The sequence below is a fragment of the Burkholderia sp. Bp9004 genome, assembly GCF_003858025.1.
GTDB classification, from domain to species: Bacteria; Pseudomonadota; Gammaproteobacteria; order Burkholderiales; family Burkholderiaceae; genus Burkholderia; species Burkholderia diffusa.
The window spans coordinates 16,914-41,736 of the sequence record NZ_QTQD01000047.1 but is presented as its reverse complement, the minus strand read 5'-3'; the positions used below and the strand labels follow the sequence as shown (position 1 = coordinate 41,736).

General features: G+C 66.4%; 24 protein-coding genes, 2 pseudogenes and 1 riboswitch. Of the genes and pseudogenes, 11 read left to right on the top strand and 15 right to left on the bottom strand.

All coding sequences use genetic code 11. The features are described 5' to 3' along the window. The 3 genes from DIE08_RS33080 to DIE08_RS33070 all read right to left on the bottom strand — a co-directional run. The coding region (locus DIE08_RS33080) for a DUF3304 domain-containing protein (RefSeq protein ID WP_260436615.1) at positions 1-405 on the bottom strand (405 nt) is incomplete at its 3' end. After that, a complete protein-coding gene (locus tag DIE08_RS33075) occupies positions 383-1,414 on the bottom strand; it encodes a DUF4123 domain-containing protein (RefSeq protein ID WP_260436614.1) in 1,032 nt (343 codons plus the stop codon). The genes DIE08_RS33080 and DIE08_RS33075, both read right to left, overlap by 23 nt. A gap of 14 nt (positions 1,415-1,428) precedes the next feature. Beyond that, positions 1,429-3,981, bottom strand: coding sequence for a type VI secretion system Vgr family protein (locus DIE08_RS33070; protein WP_124905982.1), 2,553 nt, complete (start codon positions 3,979-3,981; stop codon positions 1,429-1,431). Positions 3,982-4,147: 166 nt separating this feature from the next. Here DIE08_RS33070 and DIE08_RS36445 point away from each other — a divergent pair. Next, a pseudogene (locus DIE08_RS36445) lies at positions 4,148-4,426 on the top strand (putrescine ABC transporter permease PotI); the annotation flags it as partial. Positions 4,427-4,488: 62 nt separating this feature from the next. Continuing rightward, on the top strand, positions 4,489-4,923 hold the full coding sequence (locus DIE08_RS33060; protein ID WP_124905980.1) for a GNAT family N-acetyltransferase: 435 nt from the start codon (positions 4,489-4,491) through the stop codon (positions 4,921-4,923). A gap of 16 nt (positions 4,924-4,939) precedes the next feature. Here the strand turns inward: DIE08_RS33060 and DIE08_RS33055 are convergent, their stop codons facing one another. Beyond that, positions 4,940-5,836 carry a LysR family transcriptional regulator gene (locus DIE08_RS33055; RefSeq protein ID WP_059605224.1) on the bottom strand — a complete coding sequence of 299 codons (897 nt, stop codon included), beginning with the start codon at positions 5,834-5,836 and terminating at the stop codon, positions 4,940-4,942. 122 nt (positions 5,837-5,958) lie between these two features. Between DIE08_RS33055 and tam the strand changes: the two genes are divergently transcribed. Continuing rightward, positions 5,959-6,744, top strand: coding sequence for a trans-aconitate 2-methyltransferase (gene tam / locus DIE08_RS33050; protein WP_124905978.1), 786 nt, complete (start codon positions 5,959-5,961; stop codon positions 6,742-6,744). Between the two features lie 41 nt (positions 6,745-6,785). On the opposite strand, the gene DIE08_RS33045 is transcribed toward tam, so the two are convergent. After that, the gene (locus DIE08_RS33045; RefSeq protein WP_059605117.1) at positions 6,786-7,376 is read right to left on the bottom strand and encodes a GNAT family N-acetyltransferase; all 591 of its coding nucleotides are present in this window, start codon (positions 7,374-7,376) and stop codon (positions 6,786-6,788) included. A 291-nt stretch (positions 7,377-7,667) separates the two neighbouring features. Here DIE08_RS33045 and DIE08_RS33040 point away from each other — a divergent pair, with 291 nt between their 5' ends. After that, positions 7,668-7,916: a hypothetical protein gene (locus tag DIE08_RS33040; RefSeq protein ID WP_260436613.1), complete on the top strand. Its 249-nt coding sequence runs from the start codon at positions 7,668-7,670 to the stop codon at positions 7,914-7,916. A gap of 64 nt (positions 7,917-7,980) precedes the next feature. On the opposite strand, the gene DIE08_RS33035 is transcribed toward DIE08_RS33040, so the two are convergent. From DIE08_RS33035 to DIE08_RS33020, 3 genes are all read right to left on the bottom strand, one after another. Continuing rightward, positions 7,981-10,431: a phosphocholine-specific phospholipase C gene (locus DIE08_RS33035; RefSeq protein WP_124905976.1), complete on the bottom strand. Its 2,451-nt coding sequence runs from the start codon at positions 10,429-10,431 to the stop codon at positions 7,981-7,983. A gap of 396 nt (positions 10,432-10,827) precedes the next feature. Beyond that, positions 10,828-11,508, bottom strand: coding sequence for an HAD family phosphatase (locus DIE08_RS33025; RefSeq protein WP_059605227.1), 681 nt, complete (start codon positions 11,506-11,508; stop codon positions 10,828-10,830). A gap of 35 nt (positions 11,509-11,543) precedes the next feature. Continuing rightward, positions 11,544-12,488, bottom strand: coding sequence for a choline ABC transporter substrate-binding protein (locus DIE08_RS33020; RefSeq protein ID WP_124627625.1), 945 nt, complete (start codon positions 12,486-12,488; stop codon positions 11,544-11,546). A 261-nt stretch (positions 12,489-12,749) separates the two neighbouring features. Between DIE08_RS33020 and DIE08_RS33015 the strand changes: the two genes are divergently transcribed. The 3 genes from DIE08_RS33015 to DIE08_RS36440 are packed head-to-tail and all read left to right on the top strand — an operon-like array spanning position 12,750 to position 14,643. Continuing rightward, the gene (locus DIE08_RS33015) at positions 12,750-13,430 is read left to right on the top strand and encodes an MgtC/SapB family protein (RefSeq protein ID WP_124905974.1); all 681 of its coding nucleotides are present in this window, start codon (positions 12,750-12,752) and stop codon (positions 13,428-13,430) included. Positions 13,431-13,473: 43 nt separating this feature from the next. Further along, a complete protein-coding gene (locus DIE08_RS33010) occupies positions 13,474-14,241 on the top strand; it encodes a DeoR/GlpR family DNA-binding transcription regulator (RefSeq protein WP_124627620.1) in 768 nt (255 codons plus the stop codon). 48 nt (positions 14,242-14,289) lie between these two features. Beyond that, on the top strand, positions 14,290-14,643 hold the full coding sequence (locus DIE08_RS36440) for a nuclear transport factor 2 family protein (protein WP_260436612.1): 354 nt from the start codon (positions 14,290-14,292) through the stop codon (positions 14,641-14,643). A 73-nt stretch (positions 14,644-14,716) separates the two neighbouring features. Here DIE08_RS36440 and DIE08_RS32995 read toward each other — a convergent pair whose 3' ends face one another. From DIE08_RS32995 to DIE08_RS32985, 3 genes are all read right to left on the bottom strand, one after another. Then, positions 14,717-16,198: an aldehyde dehydrogenase family protein gene (locus DIE08_RS32995; RefSeq protein WP_124905972.1), complete on the bottom strand. Its 1,482-nt coding sequence runs from the start codon at positions 16,196-16,198 to the stop codon at positions 14,717-14,719. A gap of 22 nt (positions 16,199-16,220) precedes the next feature. After that, the gene (gene speB / locus DIE08_RS32990; RefSeq protein ID WP_124905970.1) at positions 16,221-17,171 is read right to left on the bottom strand and encodes an agmatinase; all 951 of its coding nucleotides are present in this window, start codon (positions 17,169-17,171) and stop codon (positions 16,221-16,223) included. A gap of 165 nt (positions 17,172-17,336) precedes the next feature. Next, the gene (locus DIE08_RS32985) at positions 17,337-18,206 is read right to left on the bottom strand and encodes a helix-turn-helix transcriptional regulator (RefSeq protein ID WP_124905968.1); all 870 of its coding nucleotides are present in this window, start codon (positions 18,204-18,206) and stop codon (positions 17,337-17,339) included. A 197-nt stretch (positions 18,207-18,403) separates the two neighbouring features. Between DIE08_RS32985 and DIE08_RS32980 the strand changes: the two genes are divergently transcribed. The 3 genes from DIE08_RS32980 to DIE08_RS32970 all read left to right on the top strand — a co-directional run bounded on the left by DIE08_RS32980 (position 18,404) and on the right by DIE08_RS32970 (position 21,507). Continuing rightward, positions 18,404-18,748, top strand: a complete 345-nt coding sequence (locus DIE08_RS32980; protein WP_059447616.1) for a cupin domain-containing protein — start codon at positions 18,404-18,406, stop codon at positions 18,746-18,748. Positions 18,749-18,988: 240 nt separating this feature from the next. After that, positions 18,989-20,449, top strand: a complete 1,461-nt coding sequence (locus DIE08_RS32975) for an FAD-binding oxidoreductase (protein WP_124905966.1) — start codon at positions 18,989-18,991, stop codon at positions 20,447-20,449. 137 nt (positions 20,450-20,586) lie between these two features. Further along, positions 20,587-21,507 (top strand): LysR family transcriptional regulator, encoded by a 921-nt coding sequence (locus DIE08_RS32970; protein ID WP_124627606.1) that lies wholly within the window; start codon positions 20,587-20,589, stop codon positions 21,505-21,507. 12 nt (positions 21,508-21,519) lie between these two features. Here the strand turns inward: DIE08_RS32970 and DIE08_RS32965 are convergent. The 3 genes and pseudogenes from DIE08_RS32965 to DIE08_RS32955 form a co-directional block, all read right to left on the bottom strand. Then, positions 21,520-21,846, bottom strand: a pseudogene (locus DIE08_RS32965) (MFS transporter); the annotation flags it as partial. 142 nt (positions 21,847-21,988) lie between these two features. Next, positions 21,989-22,357 carry a hypothetical protein gene (locus DIE08_RS32960; RefSeq protein ID WP_059692500.1) on the bottom strand — a complete coding sequence of 123 codons (369 nt, stop codon included), beginning with the start codon at positions 22,355-22,357 and terminating at the stop codon, positions 21,989-21,991. A 21-nt stretch (positions 22,358-22,378) separates the two neighbouring features. Next, positions 22,379-22,735 (bottom strand): helix-turn-helix domain-containing protein, encoded by a 357-nt coding sequence (locus DIE08_RS32955; RefSeq protein ID WP_124905964.1) that lies wholly within the window; start codon positions 22,733-22,735, stop codon positions 22,379-22,381. 137 nt (positions 22,736-22,872) lie between these two features. Between DIE08_RS32955 and gstA the strand changes: the two genes are divergently transcribed. Continuing rightward, a complete protein-coding gene (gene gstA, locus DIE08_RS32950) occupies positions 22,873-23,511 on the top strand; it encodes a glutathione transferase GstA (protein ID WP_124905962.1) in 639 nt (212 codons plus the stop codon). Positions 23,512-23,529: 18 nt separating this feature from the next. Here gstA and DIE08_RS32945 read toward each other — a convergent pair whose 3' ends face one another. Beyond that, positions 23,530-24,540 carry a sodium:calcium antiporter gene (locus DIE08_RS32945; RefSeq protein WP_059605168.1) on the bottom strand — a complete coding sequence of 337 codons (1,011 nt, stop codon included), beginning with the start codon at positions 24,538-24,540 and terminating at the stop codon, positions 23,530-23,532. An 84-nt stretch (positions 24,541-24,624) separates the two neighbouring features. Next, positions 24,625-24,808: riboswitch (yybP-ykoY riboswitch) on the bottom strand. Positions 24,809-24,823 lie beyond the last annotated feature (15 nt).

Below are 24,823 nucleotides of genomic sequence, written 5' to 3'. Positions count from 1 at the left end.
GAACGCGATATAGCCGTCGCGTTTGGTTGGCAGCTTCGGGATGGCAAGGTCCGTCTCGTAGATTTCCGGCGACAGATTCCTGGGATCTTCTTCAGGCGTCAGGTCGTATGTGACCTTGAGGTGCCAGGTGTTCTTGTCGCGCGGCACCTCCATGCAACAGGCCATGCCTCCACCGACGCCGAATTGACGGGCGTGCACACTGCCGTCACCGAAACCGTCGACTACGAAGTTGTACACATCCCGGTCGGTGTAGTTGAAACCCGCGACGCGATACGGCCCGTCGCGCTCGGCATGTGCCTGCATACCCCACAGGCCGCCAGCGATCGCGATCCCTATTGCAGCCACCCGACGCATTCCCCTCAACATCCGCGTCTCCCGCCACTCAACCGGCTTCGGGCTGCGCATCCACCGCCGCCGTCATTGCCTGCTGCCGCTCGGCCGCATAACCCGCCAGCGGATGCCCATCCAGCAACTCCGTCCACACATCAGCGTCGACAGCCGCAAGGGTGTCCGACAATGGCGGCGGATCGTCCCCGCGCGCCGCAATCTGCTCGGCGATCGCCGGATGCACGTCGAACGCCGGATGCACGTTCATCCCGACCAGCACGAAGTACGCGAGATCGTTCTCGTTCGCGAGCCCGTACCGCTCCCGCGCCCGCCCGACCAGATCCTTCACATAGCGAATGCCCCAGCGGTCCGGCACGGCCGACATCGGCGGCAGGAATTCGTCTCGCAACTGGAAATAGAGCGTTTCCGCGTACCCTTCGCGCGCGAGCGCGTCGTACTGCGCGTCCGTGAACACGATCGGCGTCGCGGCGGGCGCGGGCCGCGGCCCATGTTCCTCGCCCGCCACCGCCTCCCACGGATCGAACCGGTAACGCAGCTCGACGAATGCGGCCAGCAGTTCGCGCCGTTGCGCAGGCGTCAGGACCGGCACGAGGATTTCGAGGATCGACGGATCGTAGTAGCGCAGCAGCGCTTTGCGCGTATCGGGCAACGTCGCCTCGGCAAGCGGGTGCAGATAAGCGGCGAGCTCGGGCAACGCATGGCCGGTCGCGAGCCAGACGACGAGATCCGAATCGCCGCCGGCATTCAACAGGTCGAGCATCGTCGCGCGCGATGCGTCGTCGTCTGTGGTCAGGTCGAGCAGGAACGGGCCGATTTCAGGCCGCGACGCCTCGAGCATCGTCGTGGGATACAGCGACTGCCACGCGATGCCCCGCGCTCGGGCCGCATCGAGCATCGTGTCGTCCAGCGCGCCGTCGACGAGCGCCAGCAGGCGCAGCGGGCGCGTGTGAGCGGCTTGCCGCGTGCGATGCCAGTCGCGCAGGCCGTCGTGCCGCTGTGCGGCGGTCGTGCGTGGCCACTGCGCCGGCAGCGGCAACGCGCGCGTCAGATCGTGAAACGGTTTCATGGAGGCGGCGGATTTCATGTGCGGGGCGTCAACGCGGACTTCATTTTCGCAGCGCTGCGCCGGCATTCCGAACACACGCCTTCGGGCAGGCGCGGCAGTGGGTAGTCGGTACTGGCCGGGCCCGAGAAGCTGTGGTTGCCGCCCTTGAAATCCACCTTGCCGGGCGCGTGGATCTCGATGTTGCCGTTGCCGATGCGGATATACGCGCCGCCGGACGTCAACAGGATCGGCTGCTTTGACGCGAGGTCGATCTGCGCCGTGGCGGCGACGATCTTCACGGTTTTCTGCGCGGTGAGTTCGACATCGTCGTCGTGCGCGCGGATCTCGATCTTGCCCTTGCCGGCGAACAGCTTCATCCCGGCGTTCTGCGCGAACAGGCTGATCGACGAGATCACGCTCGCGACCAGCGATTTCCCCACCGCGATGTGGGTGTTCTGGCCGCTGACGACGTTGACATGCCGGTCGGCAACCATCTGCAGCGATTGCTGGCTGGCCATCCCGATGCCGGCCGGGCTGCCGAACAGCATCACGGGCTGCGTGAACGCGTTCGCGTTGCCTGTGCCGCCGCCTGCCGTGCGTCCGCCCGATGCGGTACCGGGCACGCTCTGCTGGGTCGCGTCGGTGAACGTCTTCAGCGCGTCGCGACCGGGTTTCAGCGTGTCGGCCTGATGCGTCTCGCTCACGTCGGACAGCGATTCGAGCAGGCTTTCGCCGCCGACGAGCTGTTGCTGCGTCTCGCGCACGTCGAGCGGCTGGCTCGACACGGTCTGCGGATGCGTCGTGACGTACAGGCCCTGGTTCGCGCGCACGGCGCCGTATGCATCGGTCCTCAGGTCGAAGCCGCTGCCGACGTACGCGCCGCGCGTGTTGCCGGACTGTTCGATCAGATAGCCGACATGCAGCAGGCTGTTCGCCGTGCTGCTGTAGAGCTGTGCGCGGTTCTGCCCGGTCGCGTCGTCCATCACGAGCTGGTTGTAGCCGCTGCCCGCGTATTCCTTCGAGCGGAAGCCGGACAGCAGCCCGTTCGTGTGCCACTGCGGTTGGGTCGCGCCGTTGTAGAGCCGTGCCGTGACGATCGGCCGGTCACAGTCGCCGGACATCCAGTCGACGACCACTTCCTCGCCGATGCGCGGCACGTGCACGCTGCCGTACCCGCCGCCCGTGTCCGACGACGCGACGCGCAGCCAGCACGACGCGCGCTCGTCGCCTTCGTTCAGGCGATCCCAGTGGAACCGGACCTTGATCCGGTTCAGTTCGTCGGTATGCACTTCCTCGCCCTTCGGCCCCGCGACGGTCGCGGTCTGCAGGTGCATCTCGGGTTTCGGATGCTCGAACGGGCTGCGGAACGGCACCGTCTGGCGTTGCGCTTCGATTTCGATGAGATAGAAACCCTCGCTGCCGTCGGCGTGGCGCACGGTCATCGCGCCGGCCGCGTCGCCGAGCTGCGCCTTCATCGCGTCGAACTGCGCGGCCAGCCCGTGCGGAAAATGCGTCGGCGTGGCCGGGATGTTGTTCCTGATCCACCAGACCGTCTCGACGACGGCGAACCGGTTGCCGTCCTGTTCGGCGGGCGGATGGGCAGGATGGTCGGTCAGTTCGAACACCCGGCCCGCGTCGATGCCGCGCATGCCACCGATCCCGTGGAACCGCTTCGCGCGCGATTCCCATTCTTCCATCCGGATGGTCGACTGGCGGTTGCCGTCACCTTGCGCGCCGTATGTATAGGCGCCCGTGTACGTGTAGACCTCGGCCTGGTCCGGCAGGTCGCCCTGGTTCGGCCTGGCCGGGATGTCGGTGCCTTTCGGATTGAGCGCGGAGCCGGGCGACTTGTAGTCGAACGTGCGCGTCGTGTAACGGTTGCTTTGCAGTGTGCGCGTGCCTGACCACTTGATCAGCGCCTGGGTCTCGTCGCCGGCGGCCGCGCGCTGGAATGGCACGCGCGACGGTACCGCGGCGGGCAGCGAGTGGAGCGAATCGGTGATCACCAGCGTGTGGTGGGAGCCGTCCGGGGCCTGCTCGAAATAGCCGAACAAGCCTTCGTCCTCGAGCAGGCGGTGGACAAAATTCCAGTCGTCCTCGAATTGCATGCAAAACGAACGGTTTCGCAGCGGCGCGGAGAGTGCAAAACGGAACATCCCGCCGGCTTGCGGATGCTGATTGAATACGTCGGTAATGATTTCGTCGGCAGTGCGGTCCTGCCAGATGCGCTGGTCGCGGCGATACCGCAGGAAGCCGAGCCACGACATGAAACGGATCTGGTATGCGGTGATGCCGCCGTCGAAGCCGAGCCGGCGTGCGGTCTGCACGTAACCGTGCCACGGCAGGCAGGCGTCGCCGTGCTGTTCGACCCATAGCGTGACGGGCTGCGCGATGAGCTTCTTCAGCTCGATGTTGTCGCGGGTCGAGACGGCATCGACCGTCATCGTGAAATCGCGGCCGAGCCGCGACGCGCCGTGAACTGTCTGGGGCAGCAGCACGTTCTGGCCCAGCGGTGTATCGAGCCTGAGCAGGCGACCTTGTTGAAACAAGCCGCCGCCGATTGCGCGAACGAGTTCTTGTGAATTCACCGTCGTGGCCCTCTTGGATCGAGAACGATGAGCGGCGTCTCTCTCGCCGGATTTATCGTAGGAATGCTCTCGGTTGGCGATTCTACCGGATAAATCGGAACATTTCGGCATACGGGTGGCTGCTTGTATATGGGGACATAGTCGGCTGACCGAGTGCTTCGTGGCGACGCTGCCGCTGGTCGTGTTCTCGCGCGTGCGGCTGGAGCCGAATCCGGAGATGAACGCGCCGGCGACGCGGTTCATCACGGCGGTGACGATCGGCGTGAACGTCGTGAACCAGATGCTGATCGCGCACGAACGGTGCGGGGTGGCCGACTTGAAGGCGGCGTTTGCTGCGGCTCGAGCGGGCTCCCGGCGTCACGAAACGGCGGGTTCCGGATGTGCCCGTCGTTTGTATGTTCGTCAAGATCGGCACAGTCTCGCGCTGCGGGCGAACGCGCTATAGTCGTGCGACGCCCGCCGCGAACCCTGCACGTTCGGCGGCTCATTCACGCACGTCTCCATTCCATGACCGCGCATCCCGCCGTTTCCCTTCAGCTCACCGACACCGAACAACCGGCTGCCCGCGATTTCATCAGCCGCAAGCTCGGCGAATTCAACCACGCGATGACGGGCCGCAGCGACACGGCGGCGCTCGACGTCTACGTGACCGATCCCGCGACCGGCGAGGTCCTGGGCGGGCTCACCGGCCGAACCTCGCTCGGTCTCTTCTTCGTCGACCTCTTTTATCTGCCGGAATCGCTGCGTGGCGGCGGCTTCGGCAGCCGGCTGCTGCGCGAGGCTGAAGCGGAGGCGAAGCGGCGCGGATGTGCCCGCGCGGTGCTGTACACGATTACGTTCCAGGCGCCGGATTTCTACCGGAAGCACGGGTACGAGGTGTTCGGCGAAGTGCCGTGCGAGCCGGAAGGGGCGGCGCGTGTGTTCATGGTCAAGACGCTATGAACGACGTTGCCTGACGTCACCGCGCCGGCGTCGCGCGCTCGACGATCATGTCGTACAGCGCCTGCGCCGCGGGCGACAACTGCGCGGCCCGGCGCTTGACCAGCACGAGCGTACGCGATACCGACGGCTCGACGAGCTCGATCGTGCGGATCATCGGATACGCGTTCTTCTGGATCGCGAGCTTCGGCACCACGGCCGCGCCGAGGCCTTCGGCGACGAGTCCGAGCGCGGTCGAACTGCGCTGCACTTCGTAGAACGAATGCAGCGTCACGCCGCTCGTCTTCAGCGCACCTTCGAGCAGCCCGCGATTGCCGCTCACTTCGCCAGCGAAGATCAGCGGATGCGGCTGCAGCGCGGCCCAGCGGATCCGCCGACGCTTCGCGAGCGGGTGATCGTCGCGGCAGACGAGCACGTACGGATCATGCGTGAGGGGCACGCTGACGAGTTCGGGGTGCTGGTCGCCCGCGATGCTGATCCCGAATTCCGCTTCGCGGCGCAGCACGGCCTGCAATACCGACGCCGACGCGTGGTCGAGGATCTTCACGCGATCGTGCGGCCGGTGCCCGGAGAATGCTCGCAGAATACGGGGGAGATACTGAACGCCGACCGTCGGCACGCACGCGATCGTCACGTCGCCGCGCTGGCTCAGGCCCGTTTCGCGGATTTCGGTCAGCGCATCCGACAGCTCGTTCAGCAGCCGGCGCGCCTGCGGCAGGAAACGCCGGCCGATTTCGGTGAGGGTGGTGCGGCGTGTCGTGCGCTCGATCAGCGCGACGCCGAGAAACGACTCGAGCTTGCGCAGCCGTTGCGTGATCGCCGTTTGCGTGACGTGCAGCGTGTCGGCCGCCTGCCTGAAGCTGCCGCCGTCAGCGATCGCGACGAAAGCCTGGACACCGAGCGTATCGATTTTCATCAGAAACATGAATCAATAACGATATTAAATTCATTTTACTGAAGAACAGCGAGATCGCAGAATGCGCTGCATCGATGGCTGTCGGTATTCCGACGCCGTCCACGCCGACCAGGAGGCATACCGTGACGACCCCACTCGATCAATACGCCAACCAGTACGTGCGATTCGAAGACGAACGCACGCGGCCCGTGCGCGACCTGCTGGCTGCCGTGCCGGATACGCGGATCCATACCGCGATCGACATCGGCTGCGGGCCCGGCAATTCGACCGAAGCGCTGATCGCGCGCGCACCCGACGCGACGGTTCGCGGGATCGACGCGTCGCCGGACATGATCGCGGCCGCGCGCAAGCGCCTGCCCGCGCTGCGTTTCGATCTCGCGGATGTCTCGGTCTGGGACGATCCGGGCGGCTACGACCTGATTCTGTCGAACGCGGTGCTGCAATGGGTGCCCGCGCACGACACGCTGTTTCCGTCGCTCGTCGGCCGGCTCGCGCCGGGGGGCCATCTCGCGGTGCAGATGCCCGACAACCTCGACGAACCCGCGCACCGGCTGATGCGCGAGGTCGCCGCGGGCGGGCGATGGGCGGACAAGCTCAAGGGCGCGGCGCGCACCGAACGGTTCGACGCACGGTATTACTACGCGCTGCTGTCGCCGTTGTGTTCGCGGGTGGATGTCTGGCGCACGACTTACTACCATCCGTTGCGCGGCGGGGCCGATGCGGTCGTCGAATGGTTCAAGGGCAGCGCGCTGCGGCCGTTCCTCGCGGCGCTGGACGAAAGCGAACGCGACGCATTCGTCGCGCGCTATCGTGATGCGCTCGCTGGTCCGCACGGCTATCCGCTGCTCGACGACGGCACCGTGCTGCTGCCGTTCCCGCGCCTGTTCATCGTCGCGACGCGGAAGTAAGGCGAAACCAGGACCGGGGCGGTGCGGCGGCCGGTCGTCAGTCAGGACAGCGGCCGCATCGATTCCGGATCGACCGTCCGGCTCTTTGCGGACTGCCCGTCACGCAGATCCTTGTACCAGAAGAGGGCGACTTCCCCGTCATTCGCGCCGTCGGCATACAGGAAGCGGTCGTGGCCGCCGATGACGAAGCCGGCGCGCGCGTACGTGCAGCAGGCCGCGACGTTGTTCGCCTGCGTTTCCAGCCGCATGAACCCGAACCCGCGGTTGCGCGCCCAGGCTTCCGCGGCCGCCAGCAGGAACTGGCCGATACCTTGCCGCCGGCAACCGCGGTCGACCGCGAGTTCCGCGATCTCGGCCATCCCGTTCCAGCTTTCGGTGATCGCGACGAATCCCGCGAGGCGCCCGCCCGCGCTGGCGCGGAACAGCGCGGTGCCGCCGGACGCCTCGCGCGCCCAGCCGGCCGGGTCGAATCCGTAGTCCTTGCGCCGCACGGGCAGCGCGCGCAAATCGAGCAGATCTTGGTACGGCGCATTCAGCTCCCACGCGATCTCGAACGAAAAGTCGCATCCGTTCAGTTCGTCGGCGGGCAGGTCGCCCGCCTGTTCGATGCTGATGTGCTCGGCTCGGTCCATGTGTCGGTGTCCTGTCTTCAGCGGGATTGCCGGGTATTCCCCCGGGGCGAGCGCCGCCGCCTTGCGGCGAGCCGGATCGCGCCCGTTCCTGATTCGAATTGCTGCGCTCGCACAATGCTCCCCTTCGCGGCGCGGTTCAACGCCCGATTATGCGGGATATCGGCGGCGACGCCGCACCTGGAACGGGTATGCAACCACGCCATGCATCGGCGCGGAACGCGAGATAGTCGGCGGTGCGTATCGAAATGATGATCGACTGCACCGACCGACATTCACCGGCACGGGAACACCATGTTGAATTCGACGCAGCGGGAAGCCGTCGGCGAAGCGTTTTCGCTCGACGCGAAGCGGCACGCAAGAACGATGACGTGGCACGCCGTCGACGCGATCGCGGATACGGGGCATCGCGTCAGCGATTTTCCGCACGCGATCGACAAGGCGGGCAATCTCGGCGATTTCGACGGCGCACCGGCCTCCGGGCTGTGGATCCTGGAAACCCGAGAACGCGCATCCGACACGGCCGTTCGGCGCGCTCCGTGAAGACTTGCTGATGCGAGCCCCAGCCGAGCGACGCGCGCCGTGAGCGCGCGTCGCCGGCCGCTCGTCAGATGCTGATCGCGACCGGGCCTGCCAGCGGCGTGTAGCCGTCGTCGAAGAGGAACCACGCATCGTACTGGCCCGACGCCAGCGCGCTGTTCGCCGTCGACGAGAAGAGCAGCGAGCCCGTGCTCTTCGGCAGATACGCCCACGACTTGTAGCCGCCCTTGGTCGGCTGCGCGCCGCGCGGGTAGATGCCGACCCAGTTCTTCGGGCTGTGGCGCCAGGGCGGCACGACGTAGTCGAATCGCAGCGTGCCATACGACGACCCCTGCGACGACAGCGCGGGCACGAACTTCCCGTTCGTATTGCCAATCGCCGAATCGGTCAGCAGCGCGCCCGCTTGCGTCTGCACGCAGCCGGCCACGCGGCGCAGGAAGTTCGGATCGTTCGCGTCGCGGATGCTCGCGTCGTACCAGCCTGCGTCGCCGTACCACGTGACGGCCTGCGTCGCGCCGGCCGGCACGCTGACCGACTGCGGCGTGTTCATGCCGTACGCGTTGTCGACGAGCTGGAACGTCGTCGGGGTCGATCCGGCGGTGTTGTCGAGCGTGATCTGCACGTTGCCGTTCTGCACGTCATAACAGAGGCTCACTTCGGCCGACGAACCGGTATTTCCCGACGCGCCGACGTTGCCACGGAACGTCTGCAGGAATCCGTTCGGCCCGTAGACCGAATAGTCGTAGCCGCCGGCCGAATTCAGCGCGAGCGAATCGGACAGGGTCGTGCACGCGTTCGCGCCGGCGCCGATCGTGTATTGCCGCGGGATCGTGCTGGTGCCGTCGACCCACGCCTGCAGATGCACGCCCGCCGTGCCGGTATTGGTCATCGTCAACGCGAGCGCCTTGCCGGACCGTTTGACCTTGCCCTGCACGAAGAACTCATATGGCAGCCGGCATGCCGCATTGCGGCCGGTCGTTTGTGCCGGCACCGCGGTGGTGGTCGCCGGCGGGATGATGACCGTCCAGCCGTTCGGGTCCATGTTGCTGGCCGGGCTCGGGATCGCAGGCACCGTCTGGTCGGGATTCGTGAAGTCGAACGCCGACGTGAGATCCCCGCACACGGTGCGCCGCCACGGCGTGATGTTCGTTTCCTGCAGCCCGAAACGCGTTTCCAGAAAGCGGATCACCGACGTGTGATCGAACACCTGCGAGTTGACCTTGCCGCCTTTCGACCACGGCGAGATCACGAACATCGGCACACGCGGGCCGAGGCCGATCGGCACGTCGCCGCTGGCCGAGCCGTCGGACGCCGCGCCGCTGCTGCCGACGAATTCGGCCGCGGTCGAGACCGTCGACAGGCCGGTGCCTGCGTAGGCGCTGGATGGCACGGCGGGCGGCACGTGATCGAACAGGCCGTCGTTCTCGTCGTACATCACGAGCAGCACCGTGCTGGCCCATACCTTCGGATTCGACGTCAGCACGTTGAGGACGTTGCTCACATACCATTCGCCGCCGCTCGCGGCCCACGACGGATGTTCGCAGTACGCGTAGGGCGCGGCGATCCACGATACCTGCGGCAGCGTGTCGTTCGCGACGTCGGCCTGCAACTGGCTGAACAGGCGCGTGTCGTATTCGGTGCCGCCACCCGTCGGGTCGATTTGCGTGCCGTTGAGCGCCGGCGCAAGCGGATCGTTCGCGCCGAGGTTCTGGTACTGCCTGAAGTTGAGGATGACGTTGTCACCGTAGTTGCCGTTCCACCAGAGATCCTTGCTGGAGCCGTTGTATTCGCCGTAACCGTGAGCGGCATCGAGCCCGTTGCCCTTGTCCTGATAGAACTTCCACGTGACGCCGGCTTCATTCAGCCGTTCCGGCATCGTAGTCCAGCCGGTGCCGGTCATCGTGTTGGTCGTGTACGGTGAGTAGCCGGGCACGTTGCCGCAGCAACCGGTCCACAGATACAGGCGGTTCGGGTCGGTCGGCCCGAGCATCGAGCAGTGGTAGCTGTCGCACACGGTGAAGGCGCTCGCCAGCGCGTAATAGAACGGGATGTCGTTCTGTGTGAAGTAGTACATCGTGCCGCTGGTCTTCGCGCCGGCCCAGTTGTCGTAGCGGCCGTTGTTCCATGCGCTGTGCGTGCCGTTCCAGCTGTGGTCGAGGTCTCCGTAATAGGTGTCGCCGTTCGCGCTGCCGGCCGGCGGCGACGGATTGAACGGGAACACGTACGACAGCAGCCACGGCTGGCGCCAGACCGGATACCCGCTCGAGATCACGACGGGGCGCGGATCGCCGAAGCCGCGCGCGCTGCGCAGCGTGCCGAGGTAGTGGTCGAACGACCTGTTTTCCTGCATCAGGATCACGACGTGCTTCACGTCCTGGAGCGTGCCGGTGACGGTTGCCGCCGGAATCGACTGCGCGCGCAGGATGCTCTCGGGCAGCATGCCGGTGACTGCCGTGGCGCCCGCGAGCTTCAGCGCATCGGCCAGGAACTGACGTCGTGTCGTGGATTTGTTTTGCATGTTCGCTCTCTGTCATGAATGGCCGGACGCCGCCGCGCTTCAAACGCCGCGCGTTGCAATGGCAGTCGCGCCGGACAAGGGCAGGTGCCCGTCAGTGGCAAGCCGTGGCGCAATGCAGGACCGGCGCAGCGGCCGGGCCCGATGCCGATGCGCGGTTCGCGGCGAGGTTGCCGGTCGCGCCGGAATCGCCATCGCCGCAACCGACCAGCGTGCAGAGGAGTGCGATCATCAAAGCGCCGCGCCAGCGCGGAAAATGACTTTCCTTGCCGGCGGGCGGAGCGGGGTTGTCGCGACTCGATTCAAGTCGGATTCCTGAGTGATTGACGTGCGTCGTTCCTGTTCCTGCTTTCATTGCCCCTCCAGAAATGAAATGAACAGCGGAGAATAGCGCCCGTATCAGAACAACTTCATGACAGGCCATCCGCGCGTGCCGGCGACATGCGACAGCCTTGCATCGGGATTGGTCGCGACCGGATGCGTGACGTAGTCGAGCAGCGGCACGTCGTTGATCGAATCGCTGTAGAAGTAGGTTCGTTCGAAATCCGACGGCGCGTAGCCGAGCGAATCGAGCCAGGCGTTCGTGCGCACGACCTTCCCTTCGCGAAAACTCGGCACGCCGGTGCTGCGTCCGGTGAACCGTCCGCCCGGCGTGCCGTCGTCGGTATCGAGCTCGATGCCGAGTAGATGCTCGATTCCAAACTCGGCGGCGATCGGCCCCGTCACGAATACGTTGGTTGCGGTGACGATGCAGCAGAGATCGCCGCTCTCGCGATGACGATCGACGAGCGCGCGCGCCTGCGGCGTGATGGCCGGCCGAATCACCTCGTCCATGAACTGCGCGTGCCAGCGTTCGAGCTGGGCCCGTGGATAGCGGGTGAGCGGCGCCAGCGTCACCGCGAGATACGCGTCCATGTCGAGCGTGCCGGCCGCGTAGCGGCCGTAGTGCTCGTCGATCAGCGCCGCGTGCGTGTCGTCTTCCAGCGAGCCGACCCGAGTGATGAAGCGGCCCCAGGCCTGATCGCTGTCGAGCGGCAACAGCGTGTGATCGAGATCGAACAGCGCGAGATTCCTGTGCATGTGAAAGTCCTTGTATTGCGTGCCTGCTGGCGTGCTCATGCGCCGATGAGTTTCTCGATCGCGTCCTTCGCGTTCTTCCCGTCGATGGTCGTGACGCCGTCGAGCCACTTCGACAGCACGCCCGGGTTCTTCCTCGCCCATTCCTTCGCGACCGCGACCGGATCCGCGTGATTCATGATCGGCACCATCAACTGGTTTTCTTCGTCGGTCGTGAATTTCAGGTTGGTCAGCAGGCGGCCGACGTTCGGGCAGCGTTCGAGGTAGCCGGGCGTGACGAGCGTGTAGACCTTCGCCGAGCCGTAGTTCGGGCCGAACACGCCGTCGCCGCCTTCCAGGTACGCGATCTTGTAGTTGATGTTCATCGGATGCGGCTCCCACGCCAGGAACACGATCATCCGGTGTTCCTGCACCGCACGCGTCACCTGCACCAGCATCCCGGCCTCGCTCGACTCGACGAGCTTGAAGCCGCCGAGCCCGAATTCGTTCCTGTCGATCATCCGCTGGATCAGCGCGTTGCCGTTGTTGCCGGCGCCGATCCCGTAGATCTTGCCGTCGAGCTGGTCGCGGAACTTCGCGATGTCGGCGAAGCTCTTCAGGCCCTTGTCCGATGCGTATTGCGGCACGGCCAGCGTGTAACGCGCGCCGACCAGGTTCGGCTGCGGCAGCAGGTGCACGGCGCCGGCGTCGACGAACGGCTTCACCGTCGGCGTCATGCTCGGATCCCAGTAGCCGAGGAACGCATCGATCTGTGCCTTCTTCACGCCGGCCAGCACGATCGGCGGCGACGCGATCGTCTTGCTGGCTTCGTAGCCGAGCCCGTCGAGCAGCATCATCGCGACGCCGGTCGTGGCCGCGATGTCGCTCCAGCCGACATCGCCGAGCGTCACCTTCCTGCAGACGTCGCCTTCGGATGCGTGAACGGGCGCCGTCGCGATCGACGCGAGCAGCATTGCGGCCAGCATCCATGCCTTCTTCATCATGTTGGTCTCCTAAGCAAGTGTTCCGGATCGGGTTGCGTGAGTGGTCCGACGATCGATCGTATTGATCGGATGAAACGAACGAACTTGGGTCTAGCCGTGCGGTTTTTCGTAACGTATATTAGAAAGCACAAATTCGCAAGTTCGCACAAAAATACAACCTGCGGCGCGTGCGAACCGTCAGCCGGACGAAAGCAGAATATGTCGGGCGGCGGTCCGGGCGGGTCGCGTTTCGTCAAGTCGGTCGAAGAATGGAGGCATCGCATGATCAGTCAGATGGAAATCATCTCCCGCCTGTTGCTGGCCGCGCTGCTCGGCAGCATCATCGGCATCGAGCGCGAACGGCTGTCGTGGGCGGCCGGGTTGCGCACGCACATGCTGGTAGCCGTCGGCGCGGCGCTCGTGATGGTCGTGTCGGCGTTCGGCTTCGCGGACATCCAGAACGCGAAGAACGTGTCGCTCGACCCGTCGCGGGTCGCCGCGCAGGTCGTATCGGGCATCGGCTTTCTCGGCGCCGGGTCGATCATGCTGCGCGGCGAGATCATCCGAGGGCTGACGACGGCGGCGAGCCTGTGGGTCGTCGCGGCGGTCGGGCTGGCGGTGGGCGGCGGCATGTACATCGCCGCGATCGCTGCAACGGCGATCGTGCTGACGATCCTCGCCGGCCTGAAGCCGATCGAGAAGCGCTTCTTCGCCGCGCGGCAGCGCTGGGGCGTGCGCATCCTCGCGAGCCGCGGCGCCGTGAAGCTGACGTCGCTGCAGGCGATGCCCGGGATCGACCAGGCGCGCATCGTCCAGTTCGTCATCGAACAGGACGATGCGACACCGGACGACGACCGGATCCATGTGGTGTTCTCGAAGATGACGAGCCGCGAATTCCAGGTGGTCCGTCAATCCCTGCAGACCCTCGGCGGGGTCAAAAAGATGGAGGAGAGCGCCGCGTAGCCGCGGTTCGAATACCATTGACGTTCATTTCCAAGGACATTTCATGTGGCAAGAAGAGCGATATCAGAGGATCCGGCTTCTGTTATCGAAGATGCAGCGTGTCTCCACCGACCGGATCATGGCCGATCTGAACGTGTCGCGGGAAACCGTGCGCCGCGATCTCGTCGATCTGGAGGCGATGGGGGAACTGAAGCGCGTGCACGGCGGCGCGGTGCAGGTGGGCGACGAAGCGCCGATCGCCGAACGCGCGCAGACGCACGTGAAGGCGAAGCAGGCGATCGCGCGCGCCGCGGCGCGGCTCGTCACGGGCTCGCAGACGCTGTTCATCGACGCGGGCACGACCACCACGCTGCTGGCCGAGGAACTGGCGAAGCTGTCCGGCCTCACGGTCGTCACGAATTCGATCGACGTCGCGTTGAAGATGCGCTCGAGCGACCCCGGGCAGGCGAAGAACGAAACGATTCTGCTCGGCGGGATGATCGGCAGCCGCGCGGCCGCGACAGTCGGCGACGGGACGATCGCCGAGATCTTCCGCTATCGCGCCGATCTCGCGTTGCTGTCGCCGGTCGGCGTCGATCACGTGCGCGGCGCGACGAACTACGACCGGATGGAAACGGAAGTCGCGCGCGCGATGGTCGCCAACGCGGCGGACGTCGCGATCCTGGCCGACTTCAGCAAGCTCGGCACGAATAGCCGGATCGGCTTTTGCGAACCCGCGCGGATCGGCACGCTCGTGACGGACCAGAAGGCGGAGTCGGTCGACAGCTACCCGAGCATCAAGAAGGTCATCCGGAACATCGTGCTGTCGTGATGCGCGCGGCGGCGCGCCGCGTCGCGTGGAGTGGCTGGCACGACGCGCTTGCGCCGCAGCATCGACAGTGACTGCGCCGCGGGTGCGGCCGGATCGTCGGTCGATGCCTGCACCGTCCGTTCGATCGCGCTCGCCTCGGCGCGCAGCGCTTTCACCATCGCCATCAAGTCATCGAGCCGCGCGCGCATCGCACGCGCGCTTGCGTGTTCCGCCGCCTCGCGGCGGCTCGTGTGCAGCGGCAACCGGGTCGTCGTGCTCGGCACGCAACGCTGGCATGTCCATGCCACAGGCCGCACGTACGAAGACGACTGGGTGCATCTGTTCACGATCGAAAGCGGGAAGATCGCGACGTTTGTCGAGTATCACGATACCGAGGCCGAAGCGGCGGCACATCGACCGTGACGACGCCGTATTCGCGCACGGGAATCGTCGTCATCGGAAGCGTGCATCGCATGCTTCGGCCGGCCGCCCCCGGTCAATCGATCGCGCGCATCGCGTGGCGCAGTTCCTGGTAGCTGCGCAGGCCCGTCACGCCGAGTTCGCGTCCGATCCCGCTGAGCCCGAAACCGCCCCAGCACACGTGCGGGTAGATGAGCTGCGGTGCGTTGATCCACACGAGCCCGGCGCGCACGCGTGCCTGGAACTGCTTCGCGATTTCCGCGTCGCGCGTCACGACGGTCGCGACGAGCCCATAGCGCGTGTCGTTCGCGAGCGCGATCGCCTCGTCGTCGGTGCGGAACGACTTCACGCACGCGACCGGGCCGAACACCTCGTCAGTCCACAGCAGGTTGTCGACGGCCGGTTCGGCGACCACGACCGGCGCCATGAAGAAGCCGTTGCCGCCCCCCTCGGCGACGCACCCGCTGAACGCGACGCGGGCGCCGGCCGCGATGCCTTGCTCGAGCATCGCCTCCACGCGCGTGCGCTGCGCGGCCGAGATCAGCGGCCCCATCGCGACGTGTTCGGCGGAAGGCGGCGCGACGACGAGCGCGCGAACGGCCGTCTCGAACGCGGCCATGAAGCGGCGGTACACGCTGTCGTGCACAAGGATGCGCGCGGTGGCCGAGCACATCTGGCCCGCGTTCGTGAACGCACCGGCCACCGCCAGCGACACCGCGACGTCAAGATCGGCGTCGTCGCGCACGATCAGCGACGACTTGCCGCCGAGTTCGAGCGTCACGCGCTTCATGTCCTCGGCCGCGGCCTGCATGACCTTGCGGCCGGCGGCCGTGCTGCCGGTAAACGAGATCTTGTCGACCAGCGGATGCGCGGTCAGCGCCGCGCCGACTTCCGCGCCGCCGTTGACGACGTTGACGACGCCGTCGGGCACGCCGGCTTCGGCGATCATGTCGAGCAGTGCGTGCTCGGTCGGCGACGTCAGTTCGGACGGCTTCATCACGACCGTGCAGCCTGCCGCCAGCGCGGGCGCGAGCTTCCACGCGGTCGTGACCATCGGGAAATTCCACGGCATGATCAGCGCGGCCACGCCGACCGCATCGTGAAAGCGTTCGGCCGCGACCGTGTCGCTCGGCAGCGCGATCGGCTCGGCCGCGAACAGCGCAGGGTTCTCGCACAGCTGCGCGTAGTACGCGAACGTCGCGGCGACGTCGCCGACGTCGGCGTCGGCCTCGAACGGCGGCTTGCCGCTCACCTGCATCTGCAGCGCCGCAAGGCGTTCGCGGCTGGCGTCGACGCGCGCGGCGATCGTCGCGAGCAGGCGGCCGCGCTCGGCGGGCGGCGTGTCGCGCCAGCCGGCGAACGCGTCGCGCGCGGCGCGGACCGCGGCGTCGACGTGCGCGGCCGTCGCGAATTCCTGCCAGCCGATCGTCTCGCCGGTCGATGCATTGAAGATCGGCGCACCGGCTTCAGCGGAATGCGTGCGCACGGATTGGCCGGCGATGCGCGCGGCGGGCAGCACGATGGCGGTGGCGGAAGGGGAAAGCTCAGCGGTGGACATGAACGTTTTCCTGTCGATCGGGTTAGCGGCAGGCGACGCCCGGCATCACGCAGAGCATCTCGAACGCGAGGTTCGCGCCGACGAGCGCGGTGGTGCCGGTCGGATCATACGGTGGCGACACTTCGACGAGATCCGCGCCGACGATGTTCAGCCCCTTCATCCCGCGAATGATCTCGAGACCCTGCTGCACCGACAGCCCACCGATTTCCGGCGTGCCGGTGCCGGGTGCGAACGACGGATCGAGACCGTCGATGTCGAAGCTGAGATAGACCGGCGTGTCGCCGATGCGTTCGCGCACCTGCGTCATCAGCGGCGCGAGCGACGTGTTCCAGCATGCCTCCGCCTGCACGACCGTGAAGCCCTGCTGGCGGCACCAGTCGAAATCGTCCGCGTGGTAGCCGGTGCCGCGCAAGCCGATCTGCGTGACCTTGTCGCATTGCAGCAGGCCGTCCTCCACCGCGCGGCGGAACGGCGTGCCGTGCGCGATCTTCTCGCCGAACATCGTGTCGTTCACGTCCGCGTGCGCGTCGACGTGCACGACGGCGACCTTGCCGTACTTCTTGTGCAGCGCGCGCAGGATCGGCCATGCGATCGTGTGGTCGCCGCCGAGCGTGATCGGCCGGCAGCCGTTCGCGACGATCTCGTCATACGCTTCTTCGATGCGGCGCACCGAATCCTTCAGGTCGTACGGATTGGTCGCGACGTCGCCGATGTCGGCGACCTGCAGCGAATCGAACGGTGCCGCGCGCGTGGCCATGTTGTACGGGCGAAGCAGCACGGATTCGGTGCGGATCTGGCGCGGGCCGAAGCGCGAACCCGAGCGGTTCGACGTGCCGAGGTCCAGCGGCACGCCGACGAAGCACACGTCGAGGCCGTCGGTCGTGTCGGTCTGGGGCAGGCGCATCATCGTGGCGATGCCGCCAAAGCGCGGCATCTCGTTGCCGCCCATGGGTTGGTTCAGTTCGCGTTGCATCGGGCCGTCTCCTCTTTCTAGTGAAAAGCGATCGGCCGATGGTAGAGGAGAACGCGTACGCGAAGATCGTGAAGTCGCAACGTTTACATCGACAGCGCTCGATGCGAGTGGCGCCGCCGCATCGACGCGACGTGACTATCGGCGGATGGTCGGCGTCGGGCCGGATCAGCGCGCGATCGCGGGCGGCGGCGCGCCGTCGCCGTCGCGCGCCGCGGCCGCGCCCCATGCAGCAAGCTCGCGCTTCGTGCGCACACCGAGCTTCGCGAACGCGCGCTTCACGTACGACTCGGCCGACGCGACTCGCACGCCGAGGATGTCGGCGGTTTCCGGCACGGTCTTGCCGGAGATCAGATGCTTGCAGGTTTCGTATTCGCGCTTCGACAGCTTCACGCCGTCGGCCGCGATCCGCGCATCGAACTGCGCGAGCGGATGCACTTCGGGTGTCGGATGCGCGACGCGCCGCGCGGCGGTGGTCGACGCGTGCAGCTCGAGCAGCGGGAACAGCACGTCGCTGACGTTGCGAAAGCGGTTCATCTCGGCGAGCGTGAACGGCGGGCGGTCACGGCCGCGTTCCAGCGCGATCGAATGCTGCGCGTAGCGGGTGCCGCGCGCGAGCACGCATTCGTGGCCGATACGCACGTCGTCGAACAGCCGCTGGCGGAATTCGCCGGGCGGAATCGCCGCGATATCGCGCACGACCAGCATCGTGCCCGTCTTGCCGCGCAGCCCCGCGAACAGCGGGTCGCTGTCGAGAAAGCGCTCGTAGTAGAGCGTCATCACGTCGGAGATCTCGGCGGTCGCGGTGCCGATGCCGCTGCTGCCGATCCATTCGCAGCGGTAGCCGGTGGGCATCGTGCCGTCGACGCGCGAACGTTCGACGTGCGCCACGTCGAGCGGTACCACGTCGTTCAGCAATTGCGTGAGACGCGGCACGAAGTGCGGCGTGCCGACCGTCTCGATCAGCTCGCCCAGCGCCTTGAACGACACGACGAAGCGGTCGGTGTCGCGGTCTGAGGGGTTCACGTTGAGCAGCATGCGGTTCCCCGGTGAAAAGCGGCCGCGATTTTAGCGTCCGAAGTCCGAAACGTCATTAAGGGGAAATGCGGTATGGCGTCCTGCGACCTGGCGCACCCCGGAAAACGCGACTTGTCCCCCCCGAAGGGGGGCATACCGGGGCAGTGTAAATGAGTAACTTTATCTCTGCTTTTTCAATCCAGAGACGAAAGATTCAGATGACCAAACTGATCAAGGACATCCTGCCGCTCGGCGCAGGCATTGGCGAATTCACGAAGCTCGACTTCGGGATGGACGAAAGCGACTGGCGCGCGGCCGAAGGCAAGAGCGGCAGCTACCTCATCGGCTGGTGGGAAGGCAAGGTCGGCTCGGTGGAGTTTCCGGAAACGGCGGCGGACGAGGCGGTGTGGCTCGTCGAGGGCCGGATCGCGCTGACCGACGTGGAGGGCAACCGGAAGGAATTCACGCCGGGCCAGGGGTACCTGCTGCCGGCCGGTTTCGCGGGCCGCTGGGAGACGATCGAGGACGCGAAGAAGTTCTACGTGCTGCTCGAGAAGTCGTGATGCGAGCGACCGCCGCCGGGGTGTCGTCGTCGGATTGACGCGGGCCCGCCGGCGGTTGCGTTTTCGATCGACCGCTAGCGAAGTCCGTCGCGCTTTTGCCGACGGGACGCATCGCGACTTGCGGTGCATGCGCCGCAAGTCGCCATCGGCGGAAGCGATGCGATCGGCGAAATCGGCGAATGCTGCACGCCGCGCACGCTCGACCCGTGCGGGCCGCGATCACGTGGGATGGCTGGGATCATGGAAATGGAAGTCAACGAAGCAACACGGGCCGCACCGGCGCACGCACACGCCGCGCGTCGCGCACCGGTCGCACTGAGCGCCGCCGAGGCGCTCGCGCATACGAAGCTGTTCCCGTACTGGCTCGACAACCCGGCCGCACCGGCCACCGAGCCGGAACTCGTCGGCGACGCGACGGCCGACCTGCTGATCGTCGGCGGCGGCTTCACGGGGCTGTGGGCGGCCGTGCAGGCGAAGGAGCAGATGCCGCACCTGAACGTGGTGCTGATCGAGGCCGGCAAGGTCGCGCACGGCGCATCGGGCCGCGCGGGCGGGATCATCTCGACGTCGGTGATGCACGGGCTGCCGAACGCGGTGCGCGTGTTCCCGAACGACATCGCGCAGCTCGAGGCTTTCGGCCATCGCAACCTCGACGGCTTCGAGGAAACGCTGAAGCGCTACGACATCGACGCCGACGTCGAGTGGAACGGCGAGATGACGGTGGCGGTCGACCCCGAGCACCTCGCGCACCTGAAGGGCGACTACGACCTGCATCGCGAATACGGACACGACGTCGTGCTGCTGAATCGCGACGAAACGCTCGAACAGTTGAACTCGCCGCTGTTCGCGGGCGCACTGTGGTCGCGCAACCGCAGCGGCATCGTGCATCCGGCGAAGCTCGCGTGGGGGCTCAAGCGCGCGGCGCTGTCGCTCGGCGTGAAGCTGTACGAACACACGCCGCTCACGAAGGTGACCGACGAAGGCGGCACGGTGTACGTGAAGACGCCGAAGGGCAGCGTGCGCGCGCCGCGCGTCGTGTTCGGCAGCGGCACGGCGAAGGTCGGCATTCCCGACATCAACCGCCGGGTGATGCAGGTGCGCGACCACGTGCTCGCGACCGAGCCGCTCACCGACGAACAGCTCGCGCGCATCGGCTGGAAGAATCGCCAGGGCGTGTACGACACGCGCACACAGCTGAACTATTTCCGGCTGACGAAGAACAACAACATCATCTTCGGCGGGCTGGTCAGCTATCACTTCGACGGCGATCCCGAGCCGCACCAGGACGGCGAGCGCGAAACCTACTACCGGCTCGCGGAGGCGTTCTACCGCACGTTCCCGCAGCTCGCCGACGTGCGCTTCTCGCACGCGTGGGGCGGCCCGATCGACTACTGCTCGCGCGGCTCGGTGTTCGCGAAGCGCTATCTCGGCGACAAGGCCGTGTTCGTCGCCGGCTACACGGGTTTCGGCGTCGCGGCGAGCCGGTTCGGCGCGTTCATGGGGCTGAACATCCTGTTCGATCGCGACAGCCCGGAACGCAAGCTCGACATCGCGAACCAGAGCCCGAGCTACATCCCGCCCGAGCCGATGCGCTGGGTCGCCGCGAAGATCACGTTCCATGCGTTCGACGGCGCGGATGCCGAAGGCGGCTGGAAGCGCGCGTGGATAAACGGGATCAAGGCGATGGGCTTCCCGATGTAGGCGACGCGCGATGTCCGCGAGCGACGCGTATGGCGCGTGCCGTTGCCGATGGCGGCACGCGTCCGGCAAGGTTCATCGGCAAAGACGGCCGGTATCGCGCCGGCCCGACAACGCGCTCAGGCGCAGCGGCTCGAAGCATGTTTTCGAATACCACCGATCTCGATCTCCGGCTCATCCGGGTCTTTCTCGCCGTCGTCGACGCACGCGGCATCACGGCCGCCGAGGCATCGCTCGGCGTGCGGCAGTCGACGATCAGCACGCAGCTGTCCGCGCTGGAAGCGCGCGTCGGTTTCAAGCTGTGCGATCGCGGCCGCGGCGGCTTTCGGCTGACGTCGAAGGGTGAACGCTTCGCGGCCACGGCACGCACGCTCGTCGCGGCGACGTCCGAGTTCGTCGCGCGTGTGCGCGACATCGACCGCAAGCTGGTCGGCACGCTGTCGATCGGCCTGATCGGGCAGGCGCCGCTCGTCGAAAACGCGCGCCTGGCCGATGCCATCGGCGCGTTCCGCAAGCGCGACCAGGCCGTCACGTTTTCGATGAAGGTCGCGTCGCCGCAGGAACTCGAGGAAAGTCTCGTCAACAACCAGCTCGATCTCGCGATCGGGTATTTCTGGCACCGCGTGCCGGGGCTCGACTACACGCCGTTGTTTACCGAGGAACAGGTGATCTACTGCGGGCGCGGCCATCCGCTGTTTCATGCGTCATGGCCGGTGTCGGCCGACGACCTGCAGGCGCACGACTGGGTATGGCGCACTTATCCGGTGCCGGAGGAGCAGTATCCGCTGCCGGAGCGGCGCGTGACCGCGAGCGCGGACAGCATCGAGGCCGCGACGATCCTGATCCTGTCGGGCGGCCATCTCGGCTATCTGCCCGCGCATTACGCGGAGCCGTTCGAGCAGCGCGGGCTCGTGAAGGCCATCGGCCGCGCGACGCTCAGCTTCGACGTGCCGCTGCATCTCGCGATGAAGCGCAGCGCGAACGACAGGCCGATCGTCGACGCGTTCTGCGAGGATTTGCTGCGCGCGTTCAACATCAAGGCGGTCGCGCTGGCCGCGTAGCGCGGCACCTGCTCAGGCATCGATGCGTTCGACCTTGCCGACCGGCAGCCCGTACGACAGGCTGCCCGCGAGCGCCGTCGCGGCGATGCAGGTGATCGCGCGCGAGAAGTCCGCGCCGTCGACGAGCAGCCCGATCACGATCGGCGTCGCGATCGCGGCCAGATTGCCGGTGAGGTTGAACACGCCGCTCGTGAGGCCGAGCAGACACGCGGGTGCGAGGCCCGACACGAGCGGCCATGTGATCGATGCGAAGCCGTTGCCGAAGAACGCGATCGTCATGAACGCGATCACCCAACCCGTGGACGCGACGTAGTTCGCGCCGATGATGCAGGTCGGGATCCTGGCCACATGCGCGGCGGCAATCGATGCGCAGCACGCGACCAGCAGCGTGCAGCGCAGGAGAGGCGGTTGGAATCGCGCAGCACGCGCCATGCGCGAAGCGCGAACGCGCGAGATGTGAACGCGTGCCGGGCAGGGCGGGTTACGTGCTTGCGCTGTCGTCGCGATATCCGCTCTTGCCGTCGAAGATTTCCTTGAGCGCGGCACGCAGCACGACCGGATCGTGCTCGCCGGGCGCGAGATGAATCACGTAATGCGTGTTGCCGTCGAGACGCGCGGCGGTGCGCTCATCGAGCTCGACTTCGATCGTGTCGCCCGTGAGGCGCACCGTCAGATCCTTCACGTGCGCGGTGAGCTGGTCGAGCACCATCACCTCGATCGACGTTTCCTCCGGAAAGCGCAGCAGCGAGAAGCAATAGTTCTGCGCCGCGTCGTGGCAATAGATGTTCGCGCAACTTTCGTCGTCGTCGATGTCGGACGTTGCCGCGCCGACGGTGGCATGTAGTTCCATGATGTTTCTCTCGATGAGGGGTTATCGGGGCAGCGCGGCTTCCGCTTCAACCTCGCAGTGCGCATCGCGCGCCTTCAGCCACAACCCGAACTCGCGCATGACGTCGACGACGGGCCGCAGCCGGTCGCCGTCCGCGGTCAGATCGTACTCGACGCGCACCGGCACTTCCGGATACACGGTGCGCCGCACGAAGCCGGCGTCCTCGAGCGCGCGCAGATCGAGCGTCAGCATGCGCTGCGAGATGCCCGGCATGTCGCGGCGCAGGTCGCTGAAGCGCTTCGGCCCGTCGAGCAGATACGACACGAGCAGCAGCCGCCAGCGGCCGCCGAGCAGGCGCATCGCTTCTTCCACGGAACATCCTGTCGCACTCGTTTTCATCCTGCTGAACCCCGGTTGGTAACTTTTTTGTGACTACGGCACAAACGACTGCCTTCTTCTCAGCGCTGCGCCGATGCGAGATATTAGCGCCCGCGTCGCGGCGAATCGAGAGTCGAACCACCCAACCAAGGAAACACATGAAGCTCTATCACGCTCCCGGCAGCTGCTCGCAGGCGATTCGCATCGTGCTGCGCGAAGCGGGCATCGACGCGAAGATCGTCACGGTCGACGCGCGCAAGCACCGGATCGAAGACGGTCGCGACTATTTCGACGTCAACGAACTCGGCTACGTGCCGCTGCTCGAACTCGACGACGGCACGATGCTGCGCGAAGGACCGGTGATCGCGCAGTATCTCGCCGACCTGCGCCCCGACGCGGGGCTCGCACCCGCGTACGGCACGCTCGCGCGCTACCGGCTGATGGAATGGCTGAACTTTCTCGGCACCGAGATCCACAAGGGCTTCATCCCGCTGCTGTACGCGGTGCAGGCGGGGAAATACGTCGACCCGGCGCGGCAGAAGCTCGACAGCCGCTTCGCATGGATCGACCGCCGGCTCGACGGCAAGACCTTCGTCACGGGCGACACGTTCACGATCGCCGATGCGTACCTGTTCGCGCTGACGGGTTGGGGCAAGGCTGACTGGATGCGTTCGGTGTACAACGCCGACATCGACTTGAGCCGGTACACGAACCTGCGCGCGTGGTACGAGCGGGTGCGCGCGCGGCCGGCCGTGCAGCAGGTGCTGCAGGCCGACGCCCGGCCCGATGTGTCGTGATTGAAGCGCGTCGCGCGTTCAGCGCGTCAGCGTCACGAACAGATAGCCGACATACCCGGCCCCGTTTGCCAGCAACGCCCAGATCGCGAGCCCGCGCGCGCGGGCATTGACGCGCAGCCACACCGCCGCCGCGAGCGTGATGATCACGCCGGTCAGCACTTCGGGGCGCGGTTCCCACGGCGTCAGCATGATGCCGATCGCCGGCAGCAGCGTGCCCTGGAACACCATCGCGCCGGTGATGTTGCCGAACGCGAGCGTGTCCTTCTTGCGGCGGATCCACAGCACGCTGTTGACCTTTTCCGGCAATTCCGTCGCGATCGGCACGATGATCAGCGACAGCAGCAGCGCGGAGATGCCGAGCAGGTGCGACACTCCCTCGACGCCGTGAATGAAGCCCTTCGCCCCGCCGACGAGCAGTGCGACACCGAGCGCGAGTTGCAGCGCGATGGTCGCCAGGTTGGTCGGCAGCCCGACGCGCGACAGGAACATCGCGTGCGGCGCCTCGGTGCCGTGCCCGGCATCGACGAGTTGCGTCGACGCGCGGAACGTCATCAGGACGTACGTCACGTAGATGCCGACCAGCATCGCGGCGAGCAGCGCGCGGACCGCCCACACGTGATGCGGAACGAACATCGCGATGGTGGCGAGTGCGAATGCGGCGATGAAGTAGTTCAGGTCGCGCACGAAGCCGGTGCGCTCGGGCGCGATCGTGCCGGTCAGTCCGCGTGAGCGGATCACGGCGATCGTCATCAGGAAGGTCGTCAGCGTCGCGAGCATCAGCGGCGCGCCGAGAATCGCGCCGACGCCGATTTCCTCGTTCACGGCCGCGTTCGACGTGCCGCCCGCGAGCGCGAGCAGCGGCACCATCGTTTCGGGAAGCGCGGTGCCGACGGCGGCGAACAGCGAGCCGGTCACGCCTTCCGAAATCTTCAGCCGCTCGCCGAGATGTTCGAGCGCATTCGTGAAGAGTTCGGCGGCGATCAGGATGACGATCAGCATGACCGCCAGTTCGACGAGCATCAACGTCATGCGGCACCTCCGCAGGCAGGCACGCAGGCAGTGGCGGAACGGACGCAGCGAACGAAACGCAGGGGGAAGTCTGGAAGGAACATGGGGACTCCGTGGTCGGACGTGGACGAACCATGACGCATCTGCCGACGTCCGACCAGGAACGACGCGATGCGTCGATGGTCTCGCCAGACCGATTAGGCCGAACGCGCCACGGCCGCAGGCCGAGTGTGTTGACGCGTTCGCTTTCCGGGGGATGGAAAGCAGGCTACTCCCCAAAGACGAAGGGCAGTCTAGCCGAGCT

What these genes read in the sequence shown, in the direction of transcription:
- DIE08_RS33075 (WP_260436614.1), bottom strand. Translation starts at nt 1,414, where the DNA reads ATGAAACCGTTTCACGATCTGACGCGCGCGTTGCCGCTGCCGGCGCAG.
- DIE08_RS33060 (WP_124905980.1), top strand. Translation starts at nt 4,489, where the DNA reads ATGACCGCGCATCCCGCCGTTTCCCTTCAGCTCACCGACACCGAACAA.
- DIE08_RS33055 (WP_059605224.1), bottom strand. Translation starts at nt 5,836, where the DNA reads ATGAAAATCGATACGCTCGGTGTCCAGGCTTTCGTCGCGATCGCTGAC.
- DIE08_RS33045 (WP_059605117.1), bottom strand. Translation starts at nt 7,376, where the DNA reads ATGGACCGAGCCGAGCACATCAGCATCGAACAGGCGGGCGACCTGCCC.
- DIE08_RS33040 (WP_260436613.1), top strand. Translation starts at nt 7,668, where the DNA reads ATGTTGAATTCGACGCAGCGGGAAGCCGTCGGCGAAGCGTTTTCGCTC.
- DIE08_RS33035 (WP_124905976.1), bottom strand. Translation starts at nt 10,431, where the DNA reads ATGCAAAACAAATCCACGACACGACGTCAGTTCCTGGCCGATGCGCTG.
- DIE08_RS33025 (WP_059605227.1), bottom strand. Translation starts at nt 11,508, where the DNA reads ATGCACAGGAATCTCGCGCTGTTCGATCTCGATCACACGCTGTTGCCG.
- DIE08_RS33020 (WP_124627625.1), bottom strand. Translation starts at nt 12,488, where the DNA reads ATGATGAAGAAGGCATGGATGCTGGCCGCAATGCTGCTCGCGTCGATC.
- DIE08_RS33015 (WP_124905974.1), top strand. Translation starts at nt 12,750, where the DNA reads ATGATCAGTCAGATGGAAATCATCTCCCGCCTGTTGCTGGCCGCGCTG.
- DIE08_RS33010 (WP_124627620.1), top strand. Translation starts at nt 13,474, where the DNA reads ATGTGGCAAGAAGAGCGATATCAGAGGATCCGGCTTCTGTTATCGAAG.
- DIE08_RS32995 (WP_124905972.1), bottom strand. Translation starts at nt 16,198, where the DNA reads ATGTCCACCGCTGAGCTTTCCCCTTCCGCCACCGCCATCGTGCTGCCC.
- speB (WP_124905970.1), bottom strand. Translation starts at nt 17,171, where the DNA reads ATGCAACGCGAACTGAACCAACCCATGGGCGGCAACGAGATGCCGCGC.
- DIE08_RS32985 (WP_124905968.1), bottom strand. Translation starts at nt 18,206, where the DNA reads ATGCTGCTCAACGTGAACCCCTCAGACCGCGACACCGACCGCTTCGTC.
- DIE08_RS32980 (WP_059447616.1), top strand. Translation starts at nt 18,404, where the DNA reads ATGACCAAACTGATCAAGGACATCCTGCCGCTCGGCGCAGGCATTGGC.
- DIE08_RS32975 (WP_124905966.1), top strand. Translation starts at nt 18,989, where the DNA reads ATGGAAATGGAAGTCAACGAAGCAACACGGGCCGCACCGGCGCACGCA.
- DIE08_RS32970 (WP_124627606.1), top strand. Translation starts at nt 20,587, where the DNA reads ATGTTTTCGAATACCACCGATCTCGATCTCCGGCTCATCCGGGTCTTT.
- DIE08_RS32960 (WP_059692500.1), bottom strand. Translation starts at nt 22,357, where the DNA reads ATGGAACTACATGCCACCGTCGGCGCGGCAACGTCCGACATCGACGAC.
- DIE08_RS32955 (WP_124905964.1), bottom strand. Translation starts at nt 22,735, where the DNA reads ATGAAAACGAGTGCGACAGGATGTTCCGTGGAAGAAGCGATGCGCCTG.
- gstA (WP_124905962.1), top strand. Translation starts at nt 22,873, where the DNA reads ATGAAGCTCTATCACGCTCCCGGCAGCTGCTCGCAGGCGATTCGCATC.
- DIE08_RS32945 (WP_059605168.1), bottom strand. Translation starts at nt 24,540, where the DNA reads ATGACGTTGATGCTCGTCGAACTGGCGGTCATGCTGATCGTCATCCTG.